The 17,113-nt window shown below is 62.1% G+C and carries 20 protein-coding genes and 1 tRNA gene; 7 read left to right on the top strand and 14 right to left on the bottom strand.

From position 1 onward, the window contains the following. Positions 1-253: 253 nt before the first annotated feature. The 10 genes from NK8_RS05070 to NK8_RS05115 all read right to left on the bottom strand — a co-directional run bounded on the left by NK8_RS05070 (position 254) and on the right by NK8_RS05115 (position 7,760). The gene (locus NK8_RS05070; protein ID WP_061175842.1) at positions 254-676 is read right to left on the bottom strand and encodes a biopolymer transporter ExbD; all 423 of its coding nucleotides are present in this window, start codon (positions 674-676) and stop codon (positions 254-256) included. Between the two features lie 15 nt (positions 677-691). Then, complete coding sequence (locus NK8_RS05075; RefSeq protein WP_213227833.1) at positions 692-1,438, bottom strand: MotA/TolQ/ExbB proton channel family protein; 747 nt, start codon at positions 1,436-1,438, stop codon at positions 692-694. 31 nt (positions 1,439-1,469) lie between these two features. After that, a complete protein-coding gene (locus tag NK8_RS05080) occupies positions 1,470-2,198 on the bottom strand; it encodes an energy transducer TonB (protein ID WP_213227836.1) in 729 nt (242 codons plus the stop codon). 2 nt (positions 2,199-2,200) lie between these two features. After that, a complete protein-coding gene (locus NK8_RS05085) occupies positions 2,201-2,566 on the bottom strand; it encodes a hypothetical protein (protein ID WP_213227838.1) in 366 nt (121 codons plus the stop codon). Continuing rightward, positions 2,526-2,762, bottom strand: a complete 237-nt coding sequence (locus NK8_RS05090) for a bacterioferritin-associated ferredoxin (protein ID WP_035506537.1) — start codon at positions 2,760-2,762, stop codon at positions 2,526-2,528. The genes NK8_RS05085 and NK8_RS05090 overlap by 41 nt, the downstream gene beginning before the upstream one ends. Before the next feature lie 176 nt (positions 2,763-2,938). Continuing rightward, on the bottom strand, positions 2,939-3,820 hold the full coding sequence (gene murI, locus NK8_RS05095) for a glutamate racemase (protein WP_162065354.1): 882 nt from the start codon (positions 3,818-3,820) through the stop codon (positions 2,939-2,941). 4 nt (positions 3,821-3,824) lie between these two features. Then, a complete protein-coding gene (gene bfr / locus NK8_RS05100) occupies positions 3,825-4,301 on the bottom strand; it encodes a bacterioferritin (protein WP_061175837.1) in 477 nt (158 codons plus the stop codon). A 199-nt stretch (positions 4,302-4,500) separates the two neighbouring features. Beyond that, positions 4,501-6,024, bottom strand: a complete 1,524-nt coding sequence (locus tag NK8_RS05105; RefSeq protein WP_213227840.1) for a fumarate hydratase — start codon at positions 6,022-6,024, stop codon at positions 4,501-4,503. 49 nt (positions 6,025-6,073) lie between these two features. Further along, complete coding sequence (locus NK8_RS05110; protein WP_162065356.1) at positions 6,074-6,661, bottom strand: TIGR00645 family protein; 588 nt, start codon at positions 6,659-6,661, stop codon at positions 6,074-6,076. A 190-nt stretch (positions 6,662-6,851) separates the two neighbouring features. Continuing rightward, positions 6,852-7,760 carry a DMT family transporter gene (locus NK8_RS05115; protein ID WP_162065357.1) on the bottom strand — a complete coding sequence of 303 codons (909 nt, stop codon included), beginning with the start codon at positions 7,758-7,760 and terminating at the stop codon, positions 6,852-6,854. Between the two features lie 329 nt (positions 7,761-8,089). On the opposite strand from NK8_RS05115, the gene acs reads away from it, so the two are divergent. The 4 genes from acs (at position 8,090) to NK8_RS05135 (ending at position 12,646) form a co-directional block, all read left to right on the top strand. Beyond that, a complete protein-coding gene (gene acs / locus NK8_RS05120; RefSeq protein WP_213227842.1) occupies positions 8,090-10,072 on the top strand; it encodes an acetate--CoA ligase in 1,983 nt (660 codons plus the stop codon). A 78-nt stretch (positions 10,073-10,150) separates the two neighbouring features. Beyond that, positions 10,151-10,492: a DUF4212 domain-containing protein gene (locus NK8_RS05125; RefSeq protein ID WP_213227844.1), complete on the top strand. Its 342-nt coding sequence runs from the start codon at positions 10,151-10,153 to the stop codon at positions 10,490-10,492. After that, on the top strand, positions 10,489-12,513 hold the full coding sequence (locus tag NK8_RS05130) for a sodium:solute symporter family protein (protein ID WP_213227846.1): 2,025 nt from the start codon (positions 10,489-10,491) through the stop codon (positions 12,511-12,513). Before NK8_RS05125 ends, NK8_RS05130 begins: the two co-directional genes overlap by 4 nt. A 43-nt stretch (positions 12,514-12,556) precedes the next feature. Next, positions 12,557-12,646 (top strand) — tRNA-Ser (locus tag NK8_RS05135). Between the two features lie 486 nt (positions 12,647-13,132). On the opposite strand, the gene NK8_RS05140 is transcribed toward NK8_RS05135, so the two are convergent. Together NK8_RS05140 and NK8_RS05145 are read right to left on the bottom strand one after the other, a co-directional pair. Continuing rightward, complete coding sequence (locus tag NK8_RS05140; RefSeq protein WP_213227848.1) at positions 13,133-13,369, bottom strand: hypothetical protein; 237 nt, start codon at positions 13,367-13,369, stop codon at positions 13,133-13,135. Between the two features lie 389 nt (positions 13,370-13,758). Next, entirely contained in the window at positions 13,759-14,034 is a 276-nt protein-coding gene (locus NK8_RS05145) for a hypothetical protein (RefSeq protein WP_162065361.1), read from the bottom strand. A gap of 237 nt (positions 14,035-14,271) precedes the next feature. On the opposite strand from NK8_RS05145, the gene NK8_RS05150 reads away from it, so the two are divergent. Further along, positions 14,272-14,841: a hypothetical protein gene (locus tag NK8_RS05150; RefSeq protein WP_213227850.1), complete on the top strand. Its 570-nt coding sequence runs from the start codon at positions 14,272-14,274 to the stop codon at positions 14,839-14,841. Positions 14,842-15,122: 281 nt separating this feature from the next. Continuing rightward, positions 15,123-15,863, top strand: coding sequence for a DUF2968 domain-containing protein (locus tag NK8_RS05155; protein WP_225936208.1), 741 nt, complete (start codon positions 15,123-15,125; stop codon positions 15,861-15,863). A 63-nt stretch (positions 15,864-15,926) separates the two neighbouring features. Here NK8_RS05155 and NK8_RS05160 read toward each other — a convergent pair whose 3' ends face one another. Next, positions 15,927-16,151, bottom strand: coding sequence for a hypothetical protein (locus tag NK8_RS05160; protein ID WP_061175760.1), 225 nt, complete (start codon positions 16,149-16,151; stop codon positions 15,927-15,929). Positions 16,152-16,235: 84 nt separating this feature from the next. Between NK8_RS05160 and NK8_RS05165 the strand changes: the two genes are divergently transcribed. After that, positions 16,236-16,478, top strand: a complete 243-nt coding sequence (locus NK8_RS05165) for a hypothetical protein (protein WP_162065364.1) — start codon at positions 16,236-16,238, stop codon at positions 16,476-16,478. A gap of 34 nt (positions 16,479-16,512) precedes the next feature. Here NK8_RS05165 and NK8_RS05170 read toward each other — a convergent pair whose 3' ends face one another. After that, the gene (locus tag NK8_RS05170; protein WP_213227852.1) at positions 16,513-17,019 is read right to left on the bottom strand and encodes a PRC-barrel domain-containing protein; all 507 of its coding nucleotides are present in this window, start codon (positions 17,017-17,019) and stop codon (positions 16,513-16,515) included. Between the last annotated feature and the right edge of the window lie 94 nt (positions 17,020-17,113).

Raw genomic sequence — 17,113 nt, forward strand, 5'->3', positions numbered from 1 at the left:
GGTATATTGAAGTCTCTTTCGCTAAGGAGCTCCTATGCGAAAACTGACGGCTGCTCTGATAGTTAGCCTGATAGGGTTGATTGCACTGTCCGTGTCGACCACGGCTGCTGCATGTGACGGGACTTCTGGTTCTGGCTATACGAACCCAAAGTAACCGCCTCACCCGAATGCGCCGAGCGCGCACGAAAAAAGGCCTTCATCCGACGATGAAGGCCTTTTACTTTGTGCGCCCGCAAAAGGGCGCGTTATCGCGTTACTTGCCGCTTTTCGGCTCGGTGACGAAACCGATCTTCGTCAGACCGCCCGATTGCGCCGCCGACATCAGATCGGCGACTTTCTCGTACGCCACCTGACGATCCGCGCGCAGATGAATCTCCGGTTGCGGCGTCTGCTGCGCGGCCTGCGTAATGCGCGCGTTGAGCGTCGCTTCGTCGACCGGCTGATCGTCCCACAGCGTCGTGCCGTCGGCCTTGATGGCGATGTTCACGTGCGCGGGCTTCTCGTCCTGCGGCTGGCTGCTCGCGTGCGGCAGATCGATCTTGACCGCGTGATGCATGGCCGGAATCGTGACGAGGAAGATGATCAGGAGAACCAGCATGACGTCGACGAGCGGCGTCATGTTGATTTCGCTCATCATGCCGTCGTCTTCATCTCCGGCGAATGGGCTCATGGCCATTGCGAGTCTCCCGGCTTACGACGCGCGCGTCGCGAGACGCAGGCTGTCGGAGGAAGCGTTCGTCGAGCGCTTGGTCGACGAGAGCTTCGCGCCGGTGACGAAGAACGCGTGCAGGCCGTGCGCGAAGCGGTTCAGCTTCGTGACGATGCCCTTGTTCGCGCGGGTGAGGGCGTTGTAGCCGAGCACGGCCGGAATCGCGACGAACAGGCCGAACGCCGTCATGATGAGCGATTCGCCGACCGGACCCGCGACCTGATCGATCGACGTCTGGCCGGTCGCGCCGATCGTCAGCAGCGCGTGATAGATCCCCCACACCGTGCCGAACAGACCGACGAACGGCGACGTGGAACCGATCGACGCGAGCACCGCGAGACCCGACTGCATGCGGCCGACGCCTTCGTCCATGACGTCCTTCAGGCAGCGCGTGATCCAGTCCGACACGTCCATGCGATCGTGCAGATGCGGCTGCGTCTGATGATGATGCTCGGACGCTTCCTGGCCGGCGAGCGCGAGTGCGAGGAACGGGTTGTCCGCCGGGCTCGACGACTGGCTGCCGAGCTTCTTGATGCCGTCGTTGAAATCGTCGGAGTGCCAGAACGCCTGTTCTGCGTTTCGGGTCAGGCGCTTCAGGCGCACGACGTTCCACGCCTTCACGACGATCACCGTCCACGAAAGCACCGACATGATGACGAGCGCGAGCGCGATGCCCCGCGTCACGAAGTCGCCTTGCGCCCAGACGTGCGCAATCCCGTAATTTTCCATTTCTCTTCTTCCTTGTATCTAAAAAAACCGATCAGTCGTTCAGACTGAAAACAAATGGTTGCGTGGCAGTCGCGCGAATCGCTTCGCCATTTTCCTTGTAGGGGCTGCACGCGCTGTTGCGCGCCGCCTCAAGCGCCGCGTCATCGAGTCGCGACGAGCCGCTGCTCTTTTGCAGCGTGATGTTTTCGAGTTTGCCCGAGAGGCCCACCGTCAGGCGGACGACAGCCGTGCCTGTTTCGCCGCGGCGTTTGGCCATGGGCGGATACTCTGGCACCGCGATATTACAGGTCAGATGCGCGACGTTCTTCGGCGCGGCCAGATCCATGCTCGGCTTGCCGATCGCGGGAGCTGCAGGCGCCACGGGCTGCGGCGGAGCCGGCGGCGTGGGTTCCGGCGCGGGCGCGGCGATTTGCGACGGCGCTTCGGTCACCGGCATCGGCGTGGGCTTCGGCTCGATCTTCGGTTTGACCTTCGGCTTGGGTTGCGGCTTCGGAACGGGCTGCGGAACCGGTTTGGGCGGCGGCGGCGTTTCGATCGCGACCGGCTGCGGCGCGGGCTGCGGCGTTTCGCTGATCAGTTGCGCGGTAATCGACTTGGCTTCGATCGGACGCGGCAGCGGCTCGTTGCGCATCGTCAGCGCGACGCCCAGCAGCGCGGCGTGAATGACGACGACTGCGACGCACGCCGCGATGACGCGCGGATTGGCGTTTGCTGCCGGCGCCGTCTGGAAAGCGGCGGGAGTAATGGTCGGGGACTGCATTGTTATTGTCGGCTTGGGATGCTGCGTGAATGCTCGTCGATAGCGCTGCTTTTCACCTTGAGGTCCAACGGCTGCGCAAGCTCGGTACGGATGAGACCAGACGACGTCATGTTCGGAAAATAAGCAGGGAGATAAACAGGGTGGCCACAAAACCGATCAGCAATTCCATCTTTCCCTCCAGGGGTAAAGGGTTGCGCGGCTGGCTTGAAGTGACCGGAAATGCGAAGGTAACCTGGCTTGCTGGAGGCGATCAAAACGACCGAACGACGCAGCCGGCAACAGCGGATGCCGCCGGTTGGGCGCGGCACAGTGGCCGCGCGAGTGGCTTCAGGCAGCTTGACGCTCGTAAAAAGTGAGCGGTGCGACATGCTCGCGATGCTCGACTCCGCAGCGCGAAGCGCAGACGCCGCTTTGTGCCATCACATCGCGAACGCTTTCCTCACACTTGCCGCAGCACAGCGCCACGCCGAGCTCGAATTGCAATTCGTCGAAGGTATCCACTCCTTCGGCGATGGCGGTTCGGATCTTTCGGTCGGACACTGACTTGCAGACACAGACAATCATGATCGTTCGCAATAGTTAGCGTTAATGCGAATTATTATCATTCGGTATTGGCGCGTTTGCAAGCGGGGCTCGGTGTTTTTTGTAACAGAGCACGCAAGTTAGCGGGTTTATTGCTAGAGAGCCTTGCCTGACGGGCGAAAGCGCGCGGCGGGAGCGGCGGCGCGCGTGAGAAACCCTCAGACGATGTCGGGTTCAGCGAGGCGCGTGCGGCGCGAAGGGATGTCGACGTGTTCGACTTTCGCGTCGAGCTGAAGGAGGGCGGCGGCAAGCTGGCGCTGGGAATCGCCGTCGGCGGTGGAGCAGAAGCGCGGCAGGCTGTCAGGCGGCGCGGTGACGTTCTTCAGCGCATGGACGTCGAGCAGGCGATCGAGCTGCCGTGCGATCGCGACGCTGGTATCGACGATCTGCAGGCGCTCGCCCGCGATGTCGCGGATTGCGCGATCAAGAAACGGGTAGTGCGTGCAACCGAGCACGAGGGTATCGGCGCCGGCGTCCAGCATCGGCGCGAGATAGCCTTCGAGCAGCGCCATCAGCGCAGGCGACGAGGTGTCGCAGCGCTCGACCGCCTGCACCAGACCGTGCCCCGGCTGACAGATGAAGCGGCAATCGCCCGCGTAACGGTCGAGCAGAGACTGGAACCGAGCCGAGCGCAAGGTGACGGCGGTCGCCAGCACGCCGACCACGCGTGACTTCGACGCCGCCGCCGCCGGCTTCACGCCCGGCTCGACGCCGACGAGCGGAATCGGCAGACGTTCGCGCACCAGCGCGATCGATTGCGCGGTGGCCGTATTGCACGCGACGACCAGCGCTTTCGCGCCCTGCGCGACGAGCCATTCGCCGATCGCCATCGTGCGGTCGACGATGAAATCATCGTCGCGCTCGCCATAGGGCGCATGGAGCGAATCGGCGACATAAATCAGACGTTCATGCGGCAGAATCGCGCGCACGGCGCGCAGCACCGACAGACCGCCGAGACCGGAATCAAAAATGCCGACCGGCGCGCTCGCGTCTGACGCGGCACGCTCGTTCGGCTTCAGGGAAGCGACTACGCCCGACATCCGATTATTCGTGGTCGCCCATCATGGTCTGCTGGTAGTTCTGGATGCCGACCTTGTCGATCAGATCCAGTTGCGTTTCCAGCCAGTCGATGTGCTCTTCGGTGTCGTGCAGGATCTTTTCGAAGATTTCGCGCGAGACGAAATCACGCACCGTCTCGCAATAGGCGATGGCTTCCTTGCATGTCGACTGCGAGATCTGTTCGAGCTTCAGATCGCATTCGAGAATTTCCTTGGTCTCTTCGCCGATCAGCAGCTTGTGCAGATCCTGCAGATTCGGCAGGCCGTCGAGCATGAATACGCGCTGGATGAGCCAGTCGGCATGCTTCATCTCGCCGATCGATTCGTCGTACTCATGCTTGTTGAGCTTCTCGAGGCCCCAGTGCTGGTACATCCGTGCATGCAGGAAGTATTGATTGATCGCCGTCAGCTCATTTTTCAGCTGAGAGTTCAGATATTCGATGACTTTTGCGTCGCCTTGCATGATTGTTCCTTTTTTGTAGCGTGGGGCATTAAGCAAAGATAAACCTTGAGCGTGACAATGCCAAGGTTGAGAGAATATTTTTTGTTTCAGACAAAACTGAGAATGAAAATCTTTATCAGCTAGGGCGGCTCAAAGAAAAGAGCCGGGCGTTTTGCCCGGCTCTCGTGCCCTAACGGTATAAACCGTCTTTAATTCTGGTTCAAGCCGTAGCGACCGGGATCTTGCCGATTTTTGCCTGCCATTCAGCGGGGCCCGTCTTGTGGACCGACGTGCCGCTCGAATCGACCGCGACCGTCACCGGCATGTCCTGCACGTCGAACTCGTAGATTGCTTCCATGCCGAGGTCTTCGAACGCGAGCACCTTCGCTTCGCGGATCGCTTTCGACACGAGATACGCCGCGCCGCCGACCGCCATCAGATACGCGGCCTTGTGATTTTTGATCGCCTCGATGGCGACCGGGCCGCGCTCGGCCTTGCCGATCATCGAGATGAGTCCGGTTTGCGCGAGCATCATCTCGGTGAACTTGTCCATGCGCGTGGCCGTGGTCGGGCCTGCCGGGCCGACGGCTTCGTCGCGTACCGGATCGACCGGGCCGACGTAATAGATCACGCGGTTCGTGAAATCGACCGGCAGCTTTTCGCCCTTCGCGAGCATGTCCGCGATGCGCTTGTGCGCGGCGTCGCGGCCCGTCAGCATCTTGCCCGACAGCAGCAGCGTCTGGCCCGGCTTCCACGCGGCGACCTGCTCCGGCGTCAGCGTGTTCAGGTCGACGCGTTGGCTGGTCTCCGTGTTCGGCTCCCAGTTGACCTTCGGCCAGTCTTCGAGCGACGGCGCGTCGAGCTTCGCGACGCCCGAGCCGTCGAGCGTAAAGTGCGCGTGGCGCGTGGCCGCGCAGTTCGGGATGATCGCGACCGGCTTGCTCGCCGCGTGCGTCGGCGCGGCCATGATCTTCACGTCGAGCACGGTGGCGAGGCCGCCGAGACCCTGCGCGCCGATGCCGAGCGCGTTCACCTTCTCGTGCAGTTCGACACGCAGTTCTTCGATCCAGTCCTGCGGCCCGCGCGCGATGATGTCCTGAATGTCGATCGGGTCCATCAGCGATTCCTTTGCCATGACCATCGCCTTCTCGGCCGTGCCGCCGATGCCGATGCCGAGCATCCCGGGCGGGCACCAGCCGGCGCCCATCGTCGGCACGGTCTTGAGCACCCAGTCGACGATCGAATCCGACGGGTTCAGCATCGCGAACTTCGACTTGTTCTCCGAGCCGCCGCCCTTGGCCGCGACCTGCACATCGACCTTGTCGCCCGGCACGATCTCGTAGTGGATCACGGCCGGCGTGTTGTCCTTCGTGTTCTTGCGGCCGCCTTCGGGCGGGCTCACGATCGACGCGCGCAGCACGTTGTCCGGGTTCAGATAACCGCGGCGCACGCCTTCGTTGATCATGTCGGTGACGCTCATCGTCGCGCCGTCCCACCGCACATCCATGCCGACCTTCACGAACACCGTGACGATGCCCGTGTCCTGGCAGATCGGGCGCTTGCCTTCGGCGCACATGCGGCTGTTGGTCAGAATCTGCGCAATCGCGTCTTTCGCGGCGGGGCTCTCTTCCAGCTCGTAGGCGCGGCCGAGCGCCTGGATGTAGTCGAGCGGATGGTAGTAGCTGATGTATTGCAGCGAATCAGCGATGCTCTGAATCAGATCTTCCTGCTTGATGACGGTCATGGCTTGAGCTCTGGGGACGGAATTTTGTGTGCGCGTTCTCTAGGACGCTTCAGTCGAGCGCGCTCCGGGGCGCGATGGTTTCGCTGTGAAAGTGCTTCGGATGCGTATGCGTGGTCAGCCGGTCGACCCACGCCATGATCAGCGCGGACAAGAGGAAGGCGACGTGGATGATCACCTGCCACAGCACCGTGTGGAACGTGTGCTGATCCGGGTTGATGAAGGTTTTCAGCAGATGGATCGACGAGATGCTGATGAGCGCCATCGACAGCTTCACCTTCAGCACCCCCGCGTTGACGTGATCGAGCCACTCGGGCTCGTCGGGGTGGCCTTCCACGCCCAGCCGTGACACGAAAGTCTCATACCCGCCGACGATCACCATGATGAGCAGATTCGAGATCATCACCACGTCGATCAGGCCGAGCACGACGAGCATGATGTTGGTTTCGTCGAGCGTCATCGCGTGCGTGACGAGGTGCCACACTTCCTTCAGGAACAGCACGACGTAGACGGCTTGCGCGATGATCAGACCCAGATAGAGCGGCACTTGCAGCCAGCGGCTCATGAAGATGACTTTCGGCAGCACTTTCATCGAGCCGGGCTGCGAGGGCGAGGCGGGTGAATGCTTGGGAGCGGACATGGGCGGCTATTGAGTCGATGCGGATCGAACTGGAATGATGACGGGCGAATATGACGAACCAAAACGTGCGATGCGCCGGCGAATGCGCCAGGGCGCGTTCGCGGTGTCAGGAAGCCCGCTATTGTAGCGCGTCACCGCGCGGGCCTGCCGAAAGCTTTCAGAATGCGCCGATGGAATCGGCGAGCCGTAGCTAAACGCTCGTTTCGCGCGACACGCGGCCTGCGGGGCGCGCGCCGAAACTTGCGATCGCGATGCCCGTGACCACGCACGCGAGCGCGACGCCGTGCGCGAGCGTCGGCCGTTCGTCGAGGAACGCGATGCCGTAGAGCGCCGCCGCGATCGGCAGGACGGCGCAGAATACGCCGGCGACACTGCCGTCGACGTGGCGAATGCCCTTCATCCACAGCCAGAACGAGAAGATGCTGGCCGAAAGGCCGTACCACAGGACGAGCGCCCACGTGTCCCAGCCGACGCTCGTCCAGTCGAAGCGCGCGAGCGAGGCCGCGTCCGATCCAACGACGGGCAACATCAGCAGAAGGCCGATGGCGTGTGTATACGCGCAGATGTCGATGGCGGGCAGCGTCTGCGTGAGACGGCGCGACAGGATCACGTAGAGCGATTCGCAGCACACCGCGCCGAGCACCATCAGATTGCCGCCGAACGAACTCATGCCCGTGTCGCCGGCCTGGGCGACGTTGATGACGAGCACGCCCGCGATCGCCAGTCCGATCGACGCGAACGCGCGTCCGCCCGGCTTCTCTTTCAGGAAGATCCACGCGAACAGCGCGACCACGGCCGGAATCGTGCTCGTGATGACGCCGGCCGCGACCGCGCTCGTGCGCGCTACTCCGCCGAGCATCAGCAAGGTAAAGCCGAACGTGCCGAAGAACGCCTGCAGAAAAAGATTGACCCATTCGCCGCGCGCGACGCGCTTCATCTTCGACCAGCGCAAGAGCGGCCAGAGCACCGCGAGCGCGATCACGAAGCGCAACAGGGCAAAGAGCGGAACGGGAACGAAGGCGACGATCGACTTGCCGATGCCGACATTGCTTCCGACGAGCAGCATCGCGCCAATGAGTAAGAGAGCGTAGCGATTCAAACTGGATACCGCGCTGTTAGTTCAGTTACGATTGTGGGGACGCATTGTAGAAGCCGCGCGGACTCCGTGTATACCCCGTGCCCGTCGGGCGGTTCACGTAAGTAGCGGGTAAGTTGGGCGGCTTATCTTGAAATGGAAGCAAGGGCTGCCGCGCTGCTCAGGCGCGCAACCTTGCATGCGACCGGCTTCCGGTCGCGACAACGGAGACAAGGCTCGGAGCGGGAACGCCACGCGTTTTCGGCTCTCGAACCTCACAACATGCGGCGCGCGCGGCCCATTCAGCGACGCGCGCGCCGCCGGATTTGGAAACACCATCAAAGGGGTTGTCGATGTCTGCGATCGAATCGGTTCTTCATGAAAAACGTGTGTTCCCGCCGTCCGCCAAGGCGACGACGGGTGCGGCAATCTCCGGAATGGACGCCTACAAGGCGCTCGTCGCCGAAGCAGAAAAGGATTACGAAGGCTTCTGGGCGCGACTTGCGCGCGAGACGCTCGCCTGGCACAAGCCGTTCACCAAGGTGCTGGACGAATCGAAGGCGCCGTTCTACACGTGGTTCGAGGACGGCGAGCTGAACGCGTCGTACAACTGTCTCGACCGTCACGTCGAAGCGGGCCGCGGCAACGATAACGCGATCATCTTCGAAGCCGACGACGGCACCGTCACCAACGTCACCTATCAGGATCTGCTCGATCGCGTCAGCCGCCTCGCCAACGCGCTCAGAAAGCGCGGCGTGAAAAAGGGCGATCGCGTCGTGATCTATCTGCCGATGTCGGTGGAAGGCGTCGTCGCGATGCAGGCCTGCGTGCGGATCGGTGCAACGCATTCGGTGGTGTTCGGCGGTTTCTCATCGAAGTCGCTCAATGAACGTCTCGTCGATGTCGGCGCGGTCGCGCTCATCACCGCCGACGAGCAGATGCGCGGCGGCAAGGCATTGCCGCTGAAGAGCATCGCCGACGAAGCGCTCGCCGCGGGCGGCTGCGAGAAAGTGAAGGACGTCATCGTGTATCAGCGCACGGGCGGCAAGGTCGCTTGGACCGAAGGCCGCGACGTGTGGCTGCACGAGATCGTCGAGAGCGAATCGACGAAGTGCGAACCGGAGTGGGTCGGCGCGGAGCATCCGCTGTTCATCCTCTACACGTCGGGCTCGACGGGCAAGCCGAAAGGCGTGCAGCACAGCACGGCGGGCGTGTTGCTGTGGGGCGCGCAGACGATGAAGTGGACCTTCGACACGAAGCCGGGCGACATCTTCTGGTGTACGGCGGATATCGGCTGGATCACGGGGCATAGCTATATCGCGTACGGACCGCTCGCGATCGGCGCGACGCAGGTGATGTTCGAAGGCGTGCCCACTTATCCGCACGCGGGCCGCTTCTGGGAAATGATCGATCGCCACAAGGTCACGATCTTCTACACCGCGCCCACGGCCATCCGCTCGCTGATCAAGGTATCGGAAGCGGACGCGAAGGTGCATCCGAAGAGCTACGACCTGTCGACGCTGCGCATCCTCGGCACGGTCGGCGAGCCGATCAATCCGGAAGCGTGGATGTGGTATCACGAGAACGTCGGACGCGGCCAGTGCCCGATTGTCGACACATGGTGGCAGACCGAAACCGGTGGCCACATGATCACGCCGCTGCCGGGCGCAACGCCGCTCGTGCCGGGTTCGTGCACGCTGCCACTGCCGGGCATCATGGCGGCGGTCGTCGATGAAACCGGTCAGGACGTGCCGAACGGGCAGGGCGGGATTCTGGTAGTGAAGCGCCCGTGGCCGTCGATGCTGCGCAACGTCTGGGGTGATCCGAAGCGTTACCAGACGAGCTACTTCCCGGAAGAGCTCGGCGGCAAGCTGTACCTCGCCGGCGACGGCGCGGTGCGCGACAAGGAGACCGGCTACTTCACGATCATGGGCCGCATCGATGACGTGCTGAACGTCTCCGGCCACCGTCTCGGCACGATGGAAATCGAATCGGCGCTGGTCGCCAATCCGATGGTCGCGGAAGCGGCGGTCGTCGGCCGTCCGGACGATACGACGGGTGAAGCCGTGGTCGCGTTCGTCGTGTTGAAGCGTTCGCGTCCGGAAGGTGACGAAGCGAAGCAGATCGCCACTGAACTGCGTAACTGGGTCGGCAAGGAGATCGGCCCGATCGCGAAGCCGAAGGACATCCGCTTCGGCGAGAACCTGCCGAAGACGCGTTCGGGCAAGATCATGCGGCGTCTCTTGCGCTCGCTTGCGAAGGGCGAGGAGATCACGCAGGACGTCTCCACGCTCGAAAATCCCGCGATTCTCGATCAGCTCGGCGAAGCGCGCTGATCGCGGTTCGGCCGCGGCCGCTTACCGGCGGCGGTCGATCCTTATTGCCGACGCCGTGCGGTTTTGGTAAATAACCGCATGGTCACGCCGCCTCCCGCCGATTCCTCCAGCTCCACGTCCGCCTCGCCGCCGCCCGTTTCGACGGCGATGGCGCGCGCGCATCAGCGCTATTGGCGCTTCAACGTCACGCTCATCGCCGTGCTGATGACGATCGGCTTCGTCGTCTCCTTTGGCTTGCCGCTGTTCGCGCCGCGCTTCGAGCACGTGCGCGTCGCGGGCTTTCCGTTGCCGTTCTACTTCGGCGCGCAAGGCGCGATTCTCGTCTATGTGGCGCTGATCCTCGTCTACATCGTGCTGATGCAGATTGCGGATGCGCGTCTGCTGCGCGCGGCCAGAACGGAACAGGGCGGCGCGGCATGAAGCTCACGAACCGGCTCATCGTCTATTACGCGCTCTATACGCTTGGCTTTCTGCTCTTCATCTTTCTGATGGAGCGCATCGAGCGCACGACGGGGCCGGGCACGTGGATCGGCTATGTGTTCCTGTTCGTGCCGATCGCGGTGTATGCGGTGATCGGCCTCTTGTCGCGCACCTCCGATCTCGTCGAATACTACGTGGCGGGGCGGCGCGTGCCTTCGGCATTCAACGGCATGGCGACCGCCGCCGACTGGCTCTCGGCCGCGTCGTTCATCGGTCTCGCCGGCTCGATCTACGCGAGCGGCTACGACGGCCTCGCCTACGTGATGGGATGGACGGGCGGCTACTGCCTCGTCGCGTTTCTGCTCGCGCCATACGTGCGCAAGCTCGCGCGCTACACGATTCCCGATTTTCTCGGCACGCGCTACTCCAGCAATCTCGTACGCGCGCTCGCGGCCATCGCGACGATCCTTTGTTCGTTCGTCTATCTCGTCGCGCAGATCCAGGGCATCGGATTGATCGCGTCGCGCTTTATCGGCATCGAGTTTTCGATCGGCATCTTCTGCGGGCTCGCGGGCATTCTCGTGTGCTCGTTTCTCGGCGGCATGCGCGCGGTGACATGGACGCAGGTCGCGCAATACATCATCCTCATCAGCGCGATGCTGATTCCGGTGTCGATGATCGCGCATCGCGAAGGACTCGGCTGGTTCCCGCAATTCAACTATGGGCGCGTGATGGAACGCGTCGAGTCGCTCGAGCGCGCGATCGCGGTGTCGCCCGACGAAGCGCGCGTGCGCGCTGACTATCAACGCCAGGCCGCGCAGATTCAGCAGCGCATCGACGCGCTGCCGCAGTCGTTTCACGCCGAACATGCGCGGCTCGCCGCCGAGATTGCCGAGTTGCGGCGGCACAACGGACCGCTGCGCGAGATCAACGGGCGCGAGCGCGAACTCGCTGCTTTTCCACGCGATCCCGCCGATGCGCAGGCCAAGTGGTCGCGCGAACGCGACGCGATGATCGAGCGCGTCGCCGCGCCCGTGCCGATGACCGAGGCTTTCGCGCCCGGTTCGGCAGGCGATGAGACCCCGCGCGTGCATCAGGTGAACTTTCTGTCGCTGCTCCTGTGTCTGTCGATCGGCACGGCGAGCCTGCCGCACATCCTCACGCGCTACAACACGACGACATCGGTGTCATCGGCGCGGCGCTCGGTGGGCTGGACGCTGTTCTTCGTCGCGCTCTTCTATCTGACGGTGCCGGTGCTGGCCGTGCTCATCAAGCACGAGATATTGACGGGGCTCGTTGGTCATCGCTTCGCCGATTTGCCGCAATGGGTGACGCAATGGCGGCGCGTGGAGCCGTATCTGATCCGCATCAGCGATGTGAACGGCGACGGCATCGTGCGCTGGGCCGGCATCCAGATGCAACCGGACATGGTCGTGCTCGCCGCGCCCGAGATCGCGGGGCTGCCGTATGTGATCTCAGGACTGATCGCGGCGGGGGCGCTGGCGGCCGCGCTGTCGACGGCCGACGGGCTTCTGCTCACGATCGCCAACGCGCTGTCGCACGACGTCTACTACTGCATGGTCGATCGGCGCGCAACGAGTCAGCGGCGCGTGACCATCTCCAAGATTCTGCTGCTTGGCGTGGCTTTGCTTGCGTCGTACGTGGCGTCGCTCAATGCGGGCAACATCCTGTTTCTGGTCGGCGCGGCGTTCTCGCTCGCCGCGTCGAGCCTGTTTCCGGCGCTCGTGCTAGGCGTGTTCTGGAAGCGGACGACGCAGCGCGGCGTCGTCGCGGGGATGATCGCGGGGCTCGTCGTGTGCGTGTACTACATCGTGTCGACGTATCCGTTTTTCATGCAGCTGACGGGCTTCGCGGGGCCGCGCTGGTTCGGCATCGAGCCGATCAGTTCGGGCGTGTTCGGCGTGCCGGCCGGGTTCGCGGTGGCGATCGCGGTGAGTCTCTTCGATCGCAAACCGGACGCCTACACGCGCGCGCTCGTCGATTACATTCGTCATCCGTAGGGGCTGGCGCAGGCGCGGGAAGTTGGTATAATCGCGGTCTTCCGGAGAGATGGATGAGTGGTTTAAGTCGCACGCCTGGAAAGCGTGTATAGGGTAAAACCTATCGGGGGTTCGAATCCCCCTCTCTCCGCCAGAATCTCAAGCCCTTGATCTTCAAGGGCTTTTCTTTTTTCTGCTTCGGGAAATCGAGGCGGGTGTCTTGGGGTGGCGCGTCGCGGAATCCTGCACAGCGCGGTCTCGACGATTCGCCAGGATCAGTTCGAACCCACGGCAATTTTCATCTTTTTCCTAGCGCTGTGGAGCAACCACGAGACGGTCACGTGACAGTCTGAAAGTTCGGATAACTACTGAATGGAGATCGTGACCGGTGGCGACGGGCGCACACGGGAGTAGAGGAGCGATGGAAAATCAGGCGGGGGGATTGTCGTAAGAGTAGTGGGCGCCACGGTATGACTGCGCCTCTAATAATGCTCGATGAAATCTCGCACATGGCAGGGCCCAGCGGCCCATGCAACCCACCTCTTACGACATTCAAAAGGATAGTCGATACAGCCGGAAATGGAATCGGAATAGTCGCGTAGAAGGGTTCCATTCACCTTTCGACTGCGACAGCCTGAATTCAGCGACGAACTGTGTTGCCTTGCGAACGCGGCCCGCGCGCGAATGCGGCGATCGGGTCGTCGTCGGTTGTCGTGGCTACCGCCGGGGTCCGCGCCTTGTATTCGTCCTTTTTGCGTTCCCGCCATGCAGCACCGTGTGACTGGGTACGCGCAAGTTCCGCACTCGACATCCAGTGTTCGGTGTATCTCGCCTTGGCGGGAACGGCGGTCGAAAGAATCATGGCGGCGACCGACATCGATAGAACGCTCGATGTCCGCTTGGTTGGCATGGCTAAGTCTGAACGCCAGAGTGCCGAAAATGCAAAAACCCGTACAAGGCGCGGGGCGTTGCATGAACTGCGCTCGGTTCGTGACGCCGGGCGAGCGACTCGAGCGTTCACTGCGGGATCATCATGTGTGCGGGCTGATTTTCGGCGTCATAGTGCAGCGCCGAGTTCGCGGCCTGCTCCTCGTGGAGCAGCACTTCGCGCGTAATGGAAATTCGCAGGTCCTTCACAGTCTTAGGCCTCTTGTAAGAAGGGAAGGACCGAATTTAAGCGGCTTTGGCGGTAAAAAACGCTCGGAGAAATCCTATTACCTTCGTGCGTGACGAACCTTTACACCGGCGTTCCGCCCGCCCAACGCGTCATTGCTTGATCGTTCCCGTCGATGGCGATGTCGGTGCCTGATTCGGCGACATGCCTTGTTCGCGCTGCTGCATCAGCGTGCCGCTGCCCGACGTGCCGGACTGCACGCCGCCTTGCGACGAGTCACCTGCGCGCGGCGCGGGCATCGGCTCGCTCTTGCCCGGTTGCATCTGCTGCTGGCGCTGCATCAACTGATCGCGCGACATTTCCTGCGAAAGCGCGGCAGTGCTAGCGAGCGCGAGAAGCGCGCCAGCGATTACGGTGGTGGTTCTCATGTCCGTCTCCTTGTGTCCGGCGCCATCGCGCCGCTTACAGCCTTGTTAGCATCGAACGTGCCGCGCCGCATCGGCTTAGGACTGTCCTTATTTATGTCTCAAACGAGGTTAAACGGCCGATAAACGGATAGGATATTCACCAGGCGATCAAGGGTGCAGGTCTATTACAATTCGCGATCCAAACAATCTCGAACTGCCTGAATCCGGCTCAATAGGCTGTACGCCGCGGAGTCTCTCATGTCGATCACACTCAACGATTTACTGGAATGGCGCGATCGTTTGCCCGATCAGTCGGGCGAAGAAGCGCATATGGTGCGCGCATTGATTGCGCGCCGTGAAACGGAATTGCACACACGCGTCGCGGATCTGATCGCGCTCGTGAGTCAGCGCGAAAACTGGAAACTGCAACGCTGCGCGGCGGTCGCACGGTGCGCCGAGCAGATGTCTGCCGCGCACCTCGAATCGGCTTGCGAGTATTTTCAGGATCGCAGCGAAGGGCGGCAGCCTGCCGAAACGCCCGCGCCTTTTTTGGAGTTTTTTCCGGCCGAGCAACTGGAAGCCGACGCACCACGCGCAGCGTCTGCGCTCGCCGCCATGATCGTCGATGCCGGGCCGCCTGCCCCCGTCGTCAATCTGCACGGCGTAATGGGTTCGCTGGAATCACGCGTGGCGAGTACGCCCGGAGTTACGTGCGGCATTCAGGGCATCAGAATCATGCGGATGGTCGCGTTGATGTCGAAAGCGCGCTCGGCTCAGATCGCGAAAATGAGAATGAGCGGCACGCAGGCGTTTTATCAACATTCGTGACATTCGATAGTTTCACGCGACGCAAATTGATTCGCGTCGCGTAATTTTTTGTATCAGATTCCCGTCAATTTGGCCTGGCGTGCGTCGTTTGAATCGTCGGAAGTCTCGCCTATACTGGATTCAACAGCTTATTCGATTGAGAACGGCGCGATGTCGTTCGTCATGCAGATTAATCGGGCTCTGCATTCAGGAAATTCGAATAGCGCGCATTGCGGTCCCGTTTTCCGCCAACATTAATGCAAGACGGCGGGTCCCGAAACTGGACCGGCCAGGGAGCCATCGTGAAAAGCCTGCTGAGCAGAAGAGGGAGCTTGCTCGACAATGCGCCATCGTTTCTCGTGCGTCAAAAGTCGATCGGTCCGGTCCGTTTTCCCGCACCCGATATTCAAGCCGAAGACGTGCCCACGGACGAAGACATTCCCGCAGTCCCGCCGCCTTCGACACGGGTGACGCCGCTGCGCCCGGCTACGGTTTCGTCACCGCAATCGTCCAGGCAATCGTTGCAGGCTGCGCAACTCGCGGAAGTCGAATGGCTCGTTCAGCAAGGCGTGCTGTCGACATTTCGGACGTTTCAAAGTTTCGCCTACTCGGCGAGCCTGCTGTTCTATCCGCGCGAACTGGTCTACTACGCCGTGCTGTACCACGATGATGCCGTGTGGCGCGTGCTCAAAGCCGGCGATATCGATGCAGCGGAGCCGGCGTTTCGTCATTTCGTGGAACAGGCTATGCGCCTCGCCGACGCCGAAATGCGGCGCGCGCATCTCGAAGCGCAAAACGAACAATTTTCACGTCTTATTGCGGAATCCGAAGCGCAGATCGACCGTGTGCGGGTCGATTTACAGCGCGGTGGCACGCAGGATCAGGAAGTCGCGCTGAAGCAACAGGAAGTCCGCAAGGAACTGGCGCAACTCGAAGGGCGGCGTGTCGCAGCCCAGGCGCAACTGAACAAACTTCAGCGCCAGCTTCATCAACTGAATACCACGGTCAACGAGAGCGTTCCGCATCTGCCATCCGTGCGCTGACCCGGCGCTTCGATTCGTCCGAAGAAAACGTTGTGATCTCGCGTAAAATCCCGCTTCGGGCAGCTAGTCGATTTTTTCGGCATACTCCGCTCCGAACTTCGCGATATAGGTACTGAGCCCGCGTCCGGCGCGGGCAAGCTGCTTCATTTCCTCGACGCGCGTGCGACCGGGCACGCGATAGTCATACAAGTATGTCCCGCCATTGACGAAGCGCACCTTGATGCCGTCGCGCAGGATGTCGAATGCTTCGACGCCCGAATTGCCGGCGAGATTTCGATAGGGTTGCATGGGCTTTTGAACGCGAATGTGCGCAAACGATTGCGCGTCTGAAGCGGGCCTAAAGTTTCGTCGGCCGGGACCGTTAAGGGTGTCATGGATAACGATCAATTCCCGTCCCTCGACTCGGACGATCCGCACTTTCAGCACGCTCGCGCGCTGAGTCTCTCGGTCGGTGCGATTCGCCGTGCACAGGGCAAGTGCAATCCCAACGACTTCCCGGTCGGCTCGCTCGAATGGCACTTTGCCATCGAGGACTTCGCGGAGGACGTCCTGCGCGCGCTGATGGGCGAAACCGAAGGCGTCGACGTTCAGGTCGGAGAGCGTCCGCGCGACTAAGCGAGCGGACGCGTTCTGCCACCTGGTTCGTTCGTCACAGCTTCACGCCGCCTGCTTCGGGCGCATCTACGCCCTCCGGCGGAATCGCACCGGTCCGGCTGATGTCGCTCGCGCGGTCGCTCGACCAGTACGGCTCGCGGCCGTAGTGCTGATGCACGGTGCTGGCCCATACACGATCCGCCATCGACGGCCATGCGTCCTTGTCGAATCCCGGTGAGTTGCGCACCTGTTCCCCAGTCGCGTCGAGCCGGAAGCAGCGATTGTCAGTATCGAGCGTGAGCGCGCTCCAGGGCACGGCGAGCAACTTGTCGCCGATGCCGAGAAAACCGCCGCTCGACAACACCGCATACGCAATACGCCCGCTCGACACATCGAGCATGATTTCCTTGAGCGAGCCGACGTCGTGACCGTCGCTGCTTATCACCGAATTGCCGTCGAGCGTGCTCGCGGCCATCACGTCGGGACCGGGGCCCGCCGCCGTCGCCGCGCCCTTGCCGACGATCTTCGCGCCGCCCGAAGACTGCTCCATCGATTGATTCATGATCCGCTCCTTGAAGGCGTTGCCATGTACGCCTGTTCTTCAGCAACAGGCGTACCCATGAGCCGTCATGGACGTCTGCTAAGCTCGGGCTTCG

Source organism: Caballeronia sp. NK8 (genome assembly GCF_018408855.1).
Classification (GTDB): Bacteria; Pseudomonadota; Gammaproteobacteria; order Burkholderiales; family Burkholderiaceae; genus Caballeronia.

Coding starts and splice junctions, on each gene's coding strand:
- NK8_RS05150 (WP_213227850.1), top strand. CDS start 14,272: ATGTCGATCACACTCAACGATTTACTGGAATGGCGCGATCGTTTGCCC.
- NK8_RS05080 (WP_213227836.1), bottom strand. CDS start 2,198: ATGCAGTCCCCGACCATTACTCCCGCCGCTTTCCAGACGGCGCCGGCA.
- NK8_RS05125 (WP_213227844.1), top strand. CDS start 10,151: ATGGTCACGCCGCCTCCCGCCGATTCCTCCAGCTCCACGTCCGCCTCG.
- NK8_RS05145 (WP_162065361.1), bottom strand. CDS start 14,034: ATGAGAACCACCACCGTAATCGCTGGCGCGCTTCTCGCGCTCGCTAGC.
- NK8_RS05170 (WP_213227852.1), bottom strand. CDS start 17,019: ATGAATCAATCGATGGAGCAGTCTTCGGGCGGCGCGAAGATCGTCGGC.
- NK8_RS05165 (WP_162065364.1), top strand. CDS start 16,236: ATGGATAACGATCAATTCCCGTCCCTCGACTCGGACGATCCGCACTTT.
- NK8_RS05140 (WP_213227848.1), bottom strand. CDS start 13,369: ATGTCGGTCGCCGCCATGATTCTTTCGACCGCCGTTCCCGCCAAGGCG.
- NK8_RS05075 (WP_213227833.1), bottom strand. CDS start 1,438: ATGGAAAATTACGGGATTGCGCACGTCTGGGCGCAAGGCGACTTCGTG.
- NK8_RS05070 (WP_061175842.1), bottom strand. CDS start 676: ATGGCCATGAGCCCATTCGCCGGAGATGAAGACGACGGCATGATGAGC.
- bfr (WP_061175837.1), bottom strand. CDS start 4,301: ATGCAAGGCGACGCAAAAGTCATCGAATATCTGAACTCTCAGCTGAAA.
- NK8_RS05105 (WP_213227840.1), bottom strand. CDS start 6,024: ATGACCGTCATCAAGCAGGAAGATCTGATTCAGAGCATCGCTGATTCG.
- NK8_RS05085 (WP_213227838.1), bottom strand. CDS start 2,566: ATGTCGCACCGCTCACTTTTTACGAGCGTCAAGCTGCCTGAAGCCACT.
- NK8_RS05160 (WP_061175760.1), bottom strand. CDS start 16,151: ATGCAACCCTATCGAAATCTCGCCGGCAATTCGGGCGTCGAAGCATTC.
- NK8_RS05130 (WP_213227846.1), top strand. CDS start 10,489: ATGAAGCTCACGAACCGGCTCATCGTCTATTACGCGCTCTATACGCTT.
- NK8_RS05090 (WP_035506537.1), bottom strand. CDS start 2,762: ATGATTGTCTGTGTCTGCAAGTCAGTGTCCGACCGAAAGATCCGAACC.
- acs (WP_213227842.1), top strand. CDS start 8,090: ATGTCTGCGATCGAATCGGTTCTTCATGAAAAACGTGTGTTCCCGCCG.
- NK8_RS05110 (WP_162065356.1), bottom strand. CDS start 6,661: ATGTCCGCTCCCAAGCATTCACCCGCCTCGCCCTCGCAGCCCGGCTCG.
- murI (WP_162065354.1), bottom strand. CDS start 3,820: ATGTCGGGCGTAGTCGCTTCCCTGAAGCCGAACGAGCGTGCCGCGTCA.